We start from the raw sequence: 11,173 nt of genomic DNA on the forward strand, positions 1-11,173 counted from the left end.
TGTTTCTGGCAATTAATAATTACTGATGGGTAACAATCACCAGGCGTATAGCATCTAATCGCCAATTAGCTTGCTCAATATTGAGCAATTGCTGTTGGCGTTCATGTTCAATAGCGCTTAATTCATCAGGGCGAATATTCGGATTGACAGATTTTAATGCCTCTAATCGCGAATACTCTAATGATAATGTTTTATCCGCTTGCGCTTTTGCTTCAGTAATCAACCTACTTGCTTCTTTTTCTATCATGGTTTTAGAAAGTTGGAGTATATTATGTACCTCTTTTTGTACGGCATTTACTAACTTACTACCTGTATGGCGATTGACCGCTTTTAGCTGACGGTTAAAACTTTCAAATTCAACCTGCTTAGCAAGATCATTGCCTTTTAAATCCATTAGGATACGAATTGGTGTAGGTGGTAAAAAGCGAGTGACTTGTAGATTTTTGGGTGCTTGTGCTTCAACAACATAAATCAATTCAGTAAGCAGTGTTCCAACCGGTAAGGTTTTATTTTTTAATAGTGACACTGCACAACTGCCAATTTCGCCTGAAAGAATCAAATCCATCCCATTACGAATAATGGGATGTTCCCAGCTAATAAATTGGGTATCTTCTCTAGAGAGTGCCTGAGTACGATCAAAGGTAATAGTACAACCATCTTGAGGCAAGCCAGGAAAATCAGGTATCAACATATGTTCAGCAGGTGTAAGAACGATCAGATTATCGCTACGATCCTCTTGGTTAATACCAATGATATCGAACAAATTTAATGAAAAATTAATTAAATCGATACTATTATCTTGTTCTGCAATTTGATTGGCTAATATTTGACCAGCCTCGCCGCCATTAGAATTCATTTCTAATAAGCGATCACGTCCTTGCTCTAATTGGGTTTTCAGTTGATTATGTTTGGCTCGGCAGGACTTAATAAAATCCTCAAAATTATCAAGCAGGGTCGGTTTAGCCAAATAATCAATCAGTTGCGGATAATATTTATCATAAATAGCGCGTCCAGTTGGACAAGTATATTCAAAGGCATCAAGCCCCTCATGATACCAACGTAGCAAAATAGCTTGGGCCGTATTTTCAAGGTAAGTTACACTAATTTGGATATCCCTGTTTTGACCGATCCGATCCAAACGACCAATTCTTTGTTCAAGCAAATCGGGATTAAAAGGTAAGTCAAACATAACCAACTGGTTGGCGAATTGGAAATTACGTCCTTCAGAACCAATTTCTGAGCATAGTAATACCTGAGCGCCTTGTTCTTGGGAGGCAAAATAGGCTGCCGCCCGATCCCGTTCCAGTAATGTTAGATTTTCATGAAAAACGGCCGCTCTAATCGCTTCTTTTTCTCTTAATACCTGTTCCAATTGTATGGCAGTCGTCGCTTGAGAACAGATAACTAAAACTTTTTCTTGCCGATGGGTTGTTAAGAACTGCTTAAGCCATTCAACGCGAGGATCAAAATTCCACCAAGTTGCATTTTCACCTTCGAATGTCTGATAAATTTGCTCAGGGTAGAGCATCTCCCGAGCAGTGATATCAACGGATTTCTTAGCATTCATTATGCCAGCAACTTTAATTGCTGTTTGGTACTGTGGGGGTAACGGTAACTTAATAGCATGTAGTTCACGCCGAGGGAAGCCTTTAACACCATTACGGGTATTGCGAAATAGTAAACGGCTCGTTCCATGACGATCCATCAACATGCTAATCAATTCCTGGCGTGCCTTTTCACTTTCTTCATTATCACTATTACTGGCTTTAAGCAGAGGCTCAATATCTTGCTCTTTAATTAATTCTGTCAGTAAATTTTGCTGCCTATTATTTAATTTTTCACTTAAGAGCAACAAGCTAACGGCTTCGGCAACAGGACTATAATTTTGTTGTTCTTCAATGAAGTGTTGATAGCTATGAAAGCGATTAGGATCCAGTAAACGCAGACGAGCAAAATGGCTCTCTTGCCCCAATTGTTCAGGAGTTGCAGTTAATAACAGCACTGAAGAAATTTGTTGAGCGAGCGTGTCGATAGCTTGGTATTCACGGCTAGGCGACTGTTCACTCCAGACCAGGTGATGGGCTTCATCAACAACCATTATATCCCAATTAGCTTCCAGCAGATGATCAAAACGTTTTTTATTGCGGCGAACGAAATCAAGAGAACAGATAACCAACTGCTCTGTTTCAAAAGGATTCTCGCTATCGTGTAATGATTCACTATAACGGCTGTCATCAAACAGTGAAAAATGCAAATTAAAACGGCGCAGCATTTCGACTAGCCATTGGTGTTGCAAACTTTCAGGTACAATAATCAAGACCCGTTCAATACGCCCAGCAAGTAGTTGTTGATGAATGATCATTCCTGCTTCAATGGTTTTGCCTAATCCAACTTCGTCCGCTAACAAAACGCGTGGATGATGACGTTTACCCACTTCATGAGCAATATAAAGTTGGTGGGGGATCAAATTGGCGCGAATACCTCTTAGTCCACCGGTTTGGTGACCAAATTGTTGGTATTGGAAACTCAACGCGCGATAGCGTAATGCAAAACGATCCATTCGATCAAGTTGACCGGCAAACAAACGATCTTGTGGTTTATTAAATGTTAATTTGCTATCAAGAAACACTTCGCGCAGACTGACATTTTTTTCATCGGAATCGATACGAGTTCCTGTATAGACAAGTACTCCCTCCTCTTGTTGTACATAGTCAACTCTAAGCTGCCAGCCTTCATGGCTGGTGATCAGATCGCCTTCATTAAACATAACGCGTGTAATTGGTGCATCATTTATCGAATAAAGGCGATTTTCTCCGCTTGCGGGGAAAAGTAATGTAACCATGCGGTTATCAATAGCCACCACGGTACCTAATCCAAGTTCACTTTCTGTATCGCTTATCCAGCGTTGACCAAGAATAAATGGCATAAATTTTAACTCAGTTTATCCGTATGTTTGAGAAAATTATGGGTTGTTTGTTTTGAAGAGAGTAAATTATATTAATCATAAAATAATATCTTACTCTCTTTTTGAAAGGACTGTATGTTAATAAATGCGGTGCCAATAGTCACCTATAAAAATGCTTTTTGATAAGATATTATCATTTATTTGTGTTGTAACAGAGAATGTTAACGTATTAAGCAGATGAAAAAAAGAACAAATTACCATTTTTTATAAATCTATATCCTACCGTTTTGCCCATTAATTTATAATTAACTCATATATAAAGCAAATTATATAGATATTATCGTTAATTAAATATTGATAAAAAATAAAGTATAGAAATAAAAAAGTTATATTATGTGAAAATCTTGGCTGTAGTAAAATTTTTTATCATAGTTATTAAAATTATCTGCTTGATCCTTAAAACCCAACTTAATCTAATAAACTTTAGTATAAATAATACCTCAATATTAGATTAAGATTGGGTAGTTAATTAGTTTTTTTCAATAATTTGTGGAAAAATATAATTAATCGTCATTCTTTAAAAGTAAATTAAAGCGAAAGCCATCGACTCTCTCGAATTCTAATTCAAGAGGCAGGGTATCTGAATTGACTTCAATTTGATTTGTAGTAGCATTGTATTCAAAGTAAGTCGCAGTGTTAAATTTAACTAAATTATATTTATCATAAATGACGAGATGAGCAACATGTTGCATACCATCATCAAGAATTTTACCTACTGTAACAAAATCTTTGTCTGAATCGATATATGCTGCTTAGTCAATTCCATGCACACGGATAAACGCCCGGTAAGGAAAACCATCACCAGTTTTGTTTAAAAAACGAATGGCTAATTGTTCTTGATTATTTGACATATATAACCTCATTTATTGTTTGGTATATTAAAATTTGACTAATAAAATGCGTATTTATATTTCATATAAAACAAGAACTACATTGCTTTAAGAGATATATAAAATCAAATTCAAAATTTAGCATTTTCATTATTAAATTTCGCTATTGTTTTTTTATTTTTATAGAAAAAATAAATTTTCATTTAAAGAATAAAAAATAAAATTTATTCATGAAAAAATAAAACAGAGATATAACATTATAATGAAAATATCATACAATTAGTGAAGTTATTATAATAATTTAAATTTTTTATTATTATTTTTTAAAATATATATAAAATTACTTCAACGAAGTAGTTAACATCAATATTTTATAATATTTGAGTGGGTTAGTAAGCTAAAAATAGCTTGATTATTTCTAATTAATTAATTTTGCATATTAATAATTTTTATTTTCTTAGTCACTTAAAATTATTATTTAACTACTTGATTATTGTAATTAGTGAGCACCAATCTTATCTTTTGCTAAAGGAGTGATATATAGTAAAATGTCCAGTGTAGTTTGGCCGTTATATTTAATAAAATTTCACACTATTTTAAATATCCTATTTAACATACCAGTTGTTTTTATCAAATCCATATAACAATTGATTTAATATTTCATTAAGTAAATAGTGTGCTTAATAGCTTTTTTCAAATTTATTTTGTTGAAAGCGAGATGGGATAATGAATATCAATATAAGAAAAATGATGCGATAAGTTAATGTCAGTTTTATTTACAGAATTATTGCTTCTATATTATTAAAAAAGATAATTATTAAATATTGGTGAAATTTATGATATATTTGTGTTTCTTTAATTTATGGAAAAAATAAAATTTTTTGGTACTTGATATTTTTTAATATTTAAAACAGATTTTATTTAAATAAAAAATAAGCAGGTATGTCCCTAACAAAATTGTGGCAACATCTCTCTTTATTATAGCGAAAAATGATATTGCCTTTTGTTAATATAAGGCACCGCATTATAAATGTAAAAAATATCCTCCAATTATTTGATAAAGAGTGAATTAATGATTAATTAATTTTATAACTAATGTCAGGAATGAGATATACCTAGCAGTATGCTTGCTGGGGTTAAACCATTAATTAGACAGTCTGGTTGACCATCATAGGCGATTTTTCCTTCTGTAATGACGATAGCGCGAGTTGCTATTTGGCTCGTATCTTCCAAATTATGGGAAACCATCAGTAAGGTCAATTGGCGTTCATCACACACCTGTTTAAGTAATGTTAACATTTCATTACGTAAAGCCGGATCAAGGGCAGAAAAAGGTTCATCTAACAATAAAATTGGTTTTTGGCGGATCAAACAACGCGCTAACGCAGTACGTTGACGTTGTCCGCCGGATATTTGAGCGGGTAAACGAGTGATACAATTATTAAGCGAAACTTGTTCTATGATCTGTTTTACTGCGCGATGTTGCGCTTGATTCAAACGTAAATTTGGTGAAATACCTAGCGCAATATTTTGCCAAACAGTTAAATGAGAAAACAGATTATTTTCCTGGAAAAGCATGGAAACCGGCCGCTTGGCGGGTGAGGTAGCAGTATGATTTTGTCTATTTAGCCAAATTTCACCCTGCCTTGGATATTGAAATCCGGCGATCAAATCCAATAGCGTACTTTTGCCTGCGCCACTAGGGCCTAATATCGCCACCCTTTCGGCTTTATTTATTTGAAAATCAAACTGCATGGTTAGATTTTCATAACAATAGACAAGGTGATCTAATTTAATCATGCTCTTTTCCTGATAAATATTCTAATAAACTGAATAAGCTGAAACAAAGTAATAGCATTAACAATGCAGTAACTGCCGCATCATTATTACGGTAAGAGCCTAATTGTTGGTAGAGATAATAAGGTAGGGTGCGAAAGTTTTCATTACCAAACAATGCAATAACACCAAAATCACCTATTGAGAGTATACAGGCAAAAGCGAAGGCTTGTCCTATTGTACGTTTTAAGGCTTTTAATTCAATTAGAATGAGTCGATTTATACTTTTGATCTGTAATGAAAGGCATAATAAATTATAGCGTTCCGCTAAATCATACATCGGATTTTCTAATATTTTTAAAGCATAAGGAATAGCCATTAAAGCATTTGTTAAGATGATTAAAGTATAAGGTGAATAAGTTAAACTAAGGGTATTATTCAGCAATAAAAAGAAACCAGTTGCTAAAACTTTGCCTGGCATTGCAAGTATCAATAATCCACTCAATTCAAGAATTCGATAGGGGAGCATTGAGTGGCGCAGACGTAATTCGCGACTACTCCAAAGCAGCATCATAGTAAAAATAATACAAAGTACGCCAGCACTAATCGCGATAAAAACCGAATTAATAAATGCTTGCCATAAGCCAGGCTGTTGTAACACGTGTAATAGTGTTAAGTTTAAACCATCAATGATAATCGCCAATAAAGGTAGAAGTAGGAAAAATATTGTAATACTAATCAGTAGCTTGTCCCACCATTTTTGCCAGCGATTATCAGCTGGGTTTTTCCACTGAAATTGTCGACTAACGCCGACGGAAAAAATAACATTTAATTTTTGGCTTAATAATACTAAGCCTAAACAGCAAAAAAGTTGGATCAGGGCCAGCAAAGCGGCTTTATTTAGATCAAAATCATAACTTAACGATTGATAGAGAGCCAATTCAATAGTGGTTGCAGCAGGTCCCCCACCAAGCGTTAGTACAGTAGCAAAACTAGCAAAGCACAGCATAAAAATCAGGCTGGATGTTGGTAAAATCTGTCGCCTAAGATAAGGCCATTCAACAATACGAAAATGTTGCCATTGGTTCATACCTAGCTGAGCGGCAAGCTGGCGTTGCTCAACAGCTATACTTTCTAGTGCGAGCAATAACATTCGGCTAGCTAATGGTAAATTAAAAAAGATATGTGCTAATAAAATACCTTTTAGGCCATAAGGCGTAAATTGGTAATTAATACCTAACCATTGACAAAATTGAGCGATCCATCCCACTCGACCATAGACAGTTAATAAACCAAAAATAGCCACCAGAACAGGCAATACCAGTGTCATAGAGCATAAGCGTAAAAATAGTGTACGACCGGGAAAATGGCGCCGAAAAAGGGCTTTGGCTAAAAATATCGCTGGGATAACCGATAATAAGGTTGATAGTAATGCTTGCCAAAAAGTAAAACCAATGACATGCCATAAATAGCTATCATCAATAAATCCTCGCCAACTTATTTGAGGTGCGTGTAACCATAAAGTGCTGAACGTAACTACAGCAATAGTGATTAATAGGCCGGACACGACTACACCAGGCCAAAGTGAACTGCCTATTGGTGGCTGACGGCATTTTGCCATAAATAGATCCAATCATTGCGATGTTGAGTAATATCTTCTGCATTAAATTGTAATGATTTTTTCGGCACAGGTATTTGTTGATAAACGTTAGGTAAGGGGATATCAATAACCGGATACATCCAGTTGGTTGTCGGCAACGTTTTTTGGAAGGTTGGCGATAGCATAAATTGCATGAATTGTTGAGCTAGTTTAGGTTGTTTACTCGTTGCTAATTGGGCAGCAACTTCAATTTGCAGATAATGGCCCTCACTAAATATTGCCGCAGCATAATTATTTTTTTTATCATTTAACAGATGAAAACCGGGTGAAGAGCTATAACTGAGGACAAAGTCACTTTCACCTTTTAAGAACAGTCCATATGATTCGCTCCAACCTTTGGTAACAGTTACGGTTTTTGCGGCTATTTTTTGCCAAACTTGGGCACTATTTTCTGCATAAATTTTTTGTATCCAAAGTAACAACCCTAAGCCTGGTGTACTGGTACGTGGATCTTGATAAATAATTTTCCATGGTTGGGGACTATTAATCAGTTCATCGAGACTTTTTGGTACTTCAGTGACCCGCGTTTTATCATAAATAAAAGCAAAATAACCATAATCATAAGGGATAAAAATATTGTTATTACATTTTATAGGTAATTTCAGTTGACTCATGTCAATTTGACTTACAGTAAATAAGCCAGTTTTTTTTGCCAGATCAATTAAGTTATTATCAAGTCCAAGGACAATATCGGCAGGACTATTTCTTCCTTCCATTCTAAGTCGATTTAATAACGCGACTCCATCATTTAGACCAATTAGTTTGAGCTCACAGTTACATATTTGTTCAAAGGCAGGCTTGATTGTAGGCCCTGGCCCCCAATCTGCGATAAAGGAATCATAAGTGTAAACGGTTAATATCGGTTTTGCTTGGAGCGCGAAAGCTGAACAACAAATTAAGCTAGCACTAACTATTTTTAGCAGTACATTCTTCAATACTGAGTTCTCCTATATAATTAAATAATAGTGATGCTATAGGATCTGAGGAATAGACAGTAATGAAGCTATTTATTGATGAATAAATCATTAGAGTGGCTCAAATCCCTACGCCGATGTTAATCGGATCAGGTTCGACGAGTTTTTCTCAGCCAGCTATTAACAATATTGAGCATAGCTAACACCCCGTTGAGATGGCCTTATTGTAAGATGTTATCTTATAATTGCAAATACTATATTTGATAAAGGCTTACCATATAGAGTAGTATGAAACAATAAGCTATCTTTTAAATTTTTAACGAGGTAGTCAGATGGTTGACAATGATGGCTACCGCCCGAATGTAGGAATTGTAATTTGTAATCGACAAGGCCAGGTATTATGGGCTCGTCGCTATGGACAACATTCATGGCAGTTTCCTCAAGGGGGCATTAATTCTGAAGAATCGCCAGAACAGGCGATGTATCGGGAATTATTCGAAGAGGTTGGGTTGGATCGTAAAGATGTTAAAATATTGGCATCTACCCGGAACTGGTTACGTTACAAATTACCTAAACGTTTGGTGCGTTGGGACACAAAGCCAGTTTGTATTGGGCAAAAGCAACGTTGGTTTTTATTACAATTGGTTTGTAATGAACATAATATTAATGTGCAAACAAGTAAAACGCCTGAATTTGATAGTTGGCGTTGGGTGAGTTATTGGTACCCTGTTCGTCAGGTTGTTTCTTTTAAACGCGATGTTTATCGGCGTGTGATGAAAGAATTTGCTCCGATCGTTATGTCACTGCAAAGTAGTGTAGTGACATCATATAAGAGTCATAACTATAGGCGTAAACGTGGCTAAATAAATTTAACAAAAGTAGGTTAATATTTTAATGGCCGATTTTAGTTGCTTATAAAGCAAAGTGAGAGTAGTGAAAACTACTCTTGTTTGTTTTTTGACAGAATTTGCTTGCCAAAATAGGCATTGAATAGATTGGTTAATGTATTTAATCAATAGGATACCATTAGATTTTAAACCGCATGCAGTCATGCAATTCTATCAAACTCTATAAAACTAAAGAGTGGAGACGATGAATAATAGTTATATTGTGTTTCCTAATATTGATCCTGTTATATTCTCGATTGATCCAGTAGCCCTTCATTGGTATGGTTTAATGTATTTGGTGGGATTTGTTTTTGCTTTATGGCTGGCAAAGCGAAGGGCTGGTAAAGCGAATAGCGGTTGGACGAAAAATGAAGTTGAAAATCTGCTCTATATCGGTTTCTTAGGCGTCTTTATTGGCGGGCGTCTAGGCTATGTTTTATTTTATAATTTGCCTGTCTTCTTGAACAATCCGTTGTATCTATTTAAAGTCTGGGACGGAGGAATGTCTTTTCATGGCGGGTTAATTGGTGTGATATGTGCCATGTGGTGGTATGCTCGCAGAACCCATCGCCATTTTTTTCAAGTTGCCGATTTTGTTGCACCATTAATTCCCTTTGGATTAGGCATGGGACGTATTGGTAATTTTATTAATGGCGAGCTTTGGGGACGTATAACATTAGATACGCCATGGGCAATATTATTCCCAGGTTCACGAACAGAAGATATTCAAATCGTCAGTCAAGACCCTTCTTTATTACCAATTTTACAACAGTATGGTGTATTACCACGTCACCCTTCCCAACTTTATGAGATGTTTTTTGAAGGGATTATTTTATTTATTATTTTGAATTTGTTTATTCGTAAGCCCCGTCCAATGGGGAGTGTTTCAGGATTATTTTTGATTGGTTATGGTGCTTTCCGTATTTTTATTGAATTTTTCCGGCAGCCAGATGCGCAGTTGGGGCTATTTGGTGGTATAAGTATGGGACAAATTCTATCAATCCCTATGATTATTATTGGTATTTTTATGATGGTCTGGGCATATAAGAAGGATAGCCATTGTACAAATTATTCTATTACTAGCAAGGTAGAAAAGAGTAAGTAGCAGAGGATAACAATAGGTTTTTTTTATTTATAGGATTAAATAATAAATTTTTAGCGGGTAATAATAATGAAACAATATCTGGATTTATGTCAGCGTATTATTGATGAAGGTCAGTGGGTAGAAAATAAACGCACAGGTGTTCGGTGTTTAACAATTATTAATGCTGATCTTGAATACGATGTCGCAAATAACCAGTTTCCTTTAATTACAACTCGTAAAAGTTTTTATAAAGCAGCTATTGCTGAATTACTAGGTTACCTAAGAGGTTATTCAAGCGCTGCACAATTTCGAGATATTGGCTGTAATACATGGAATGCCAATGCAAATGAAAATCAGGCATGGCTCAATAATCCGAACCGTAAAGGTGAAGATGACATGGGGCGGGTTTATGGTGTTCAGGGGCGTTCGTGGCAACGGCCTGATGGTACTTATTTAGATCAGCTACAAAAAGTCATTAGTAACCTTTCGGTTGGGATAGATGATCGTGCGGAAATAATCACTTTTTACAATCCGGGTGAATTTGAATTAGGTTGTTTACGCCCTTGTATGCATACTCACACTTTTTCTCTGTTAGCTGACACACTCTATTTAACTTCATACCAACGTAGTTGTGATGTTCCTTTAGGACTGAACTTTAATCAAATTCAATGTTTTGTTTTACTGGCACTCATTGCCCAGATCACGGGTCACAAACCAGGTAAGGTTTATCATAAGATAGTGAATGCTCACATTTATGAAAATCAACTTTCAATCATGCGTGATATCCAGTTGAAGCGTGCTCCTTATTCTTTGCCACAATTGCGGATTAATCCTGACATTAAGACATTAAAAGATATTGAAAGCTGGGTAAGTAGTAATGATTTTGAGGTCATTGGTTATCAATTTCATGATGCAATTAAATATCCATTTACGGTATGACGACTTTTATCGGTTACTGTAATCATCCAATGTGCAATCAGTAACGATCCTCTCATGACTATTTTTAATTAATATTATGGTTGCATTAGTAAATAAATAGCTTCTGAAAACATTAAAA

General features: G+C 35.4%; 7 protein-coding genes and 1 riboswitch. Of the genes, 3 read left to right on the forward strand and 4 right to left on the reverse strand.

Features of this window, described 5'->3' with window-relative positions; translation table 11 throughout:
* Nucleotides 1-19: 19 nt before the first annotated feature.
* The 4 genes from rapA to thiB all read right to left on the reverse strand — a co-directional run bounded on the left by rapA (nucleotide 20) and on the right by thiB (nucleotide 8,154).
* Nucleotides 20-2,926, reverse strand: a complete 2,907-nt coding sequence (gene rapA / locus H1X92_RS10735) for an RNA polymerase-associated protein RapA (RefSeq protein ID WP_180560142.1) — start codon at nucleotides 2,924-2,926, stop codon at nucleotides 20-22.
* Between the two features lie 1,967 nt (nucleotides 2,927-4,893).
* Nucleotides 4,894-5,595 carry a thiamine ABC transporter ATP-binding protein ThiQ gene (gene thiQ / locus H1X92_RS10745; protein ID WP_180560144.1) on the reverse strand — a complete coding sequence of 234 codons (702 nt, stop codon included), beginning with the start codon at nucleotides 5,593-5,595 and terminating at the stop codon, nucleotides 4,894-4,896.
* On the reverse strand, nucleotides 5,588-7,192 hold the full coding sequence (gene thiP / locus H1X92_RS10750; protein WP_180560145.1) for a thiamine/thiamine pyrophosphate ABC transporter permease ThiP: 1,605 nt from the start codon (nucleotides 7,190-7,192) through the stop codon (nucleotides 5,588-5,590). Before thiP ends, thiQ begins: the two co-directional genes overlap by 8 nt.
* Nucleotides 7,165-8,154 (reverse strand): thiamine ABC transporter substrate binding subunit, encoded by a 990-nt coding sequence (gene thiB / locus H1X92_RS10755; protein WP_202881810.1) that lies wholly within the window; start codon nucleotides 8,152-8,154, stop codon nucleotides 7,165-7,167. The genes thiP and thiB overlap by 28 nt, the downstream gene beginning before the upstream one ends.
* Nucleotides 8,155-8,253: 99 nt before the next feature.
* A riboswitch (TPP riboswitch) is annotated at nucleotides 8,254-8,365 on the reverse strand.
* Between the two features lie 112 nt (nucleotides 8,366-8,477).
* Here thiB and rppH point away from each other — a divergent pair.
* The 3 genes from rppH to H1X92_RS10770 all read left to right on the forward strand — a co-directional run bounded on the left by rppH (nucleotide 8,478) and on the right by H1X92_RS10770 (nucleotide 11,055).
* Complete coding sequence (rppH, locus tag H1X92_RS10760; RefSeq protein WP_180560147.1) at nucleotides 8,478-9,008, forward strand: RNA pyrophosphohydrolase; 531 nt, start codon at nucleotides 8,478-8,480, stop codon at nucleotides 9,006-9,008.
* A 229-nt stretch (nucleotides 9,009-9,237) separates the two neighbouring features.
* Nucleotides 9,238-10,137, forward strand: a complete 900-nt coding sequence (gene lgt / locus H1X92_RS10765; RefSeq protein WP_180560148.1) for a prolipoprotein diacylglyceryl transferase — start codon at nucleotides 9,238-9,240, stop codon at nucleotides 10,135-10,137.
* A gap of 66 nt (nucleotides 10,138-10,203) precedes the next feature.
* Nucleotides 10,204-11,055: a thymidylate synthase gene (locus tag H1X92_RS10770; RefSeq protein ID WP_180560149.1), complete on the forward strand. Its 852-nt coding sequence runs from the start codon at nucleotides 10,204-10,206 to the stop codon at nucleotides 11,053-11,055.
* Nucleotides 11,056-11,173 lie beyond the last annotated feature (118 nt).

Origin of the sequence: Arsenophonus endosymbiont of Apis mellifera (assembly GCF_903968575.1) — a bacterium.
In the GTDB taxonomy this organism is placed as follows: Bacteria; Pseudomonadota; Gammaproteobacteria; order Enterobacterales; family Enterobacteriaceae; genus Arsenophonus; species Arsenophonus apicola.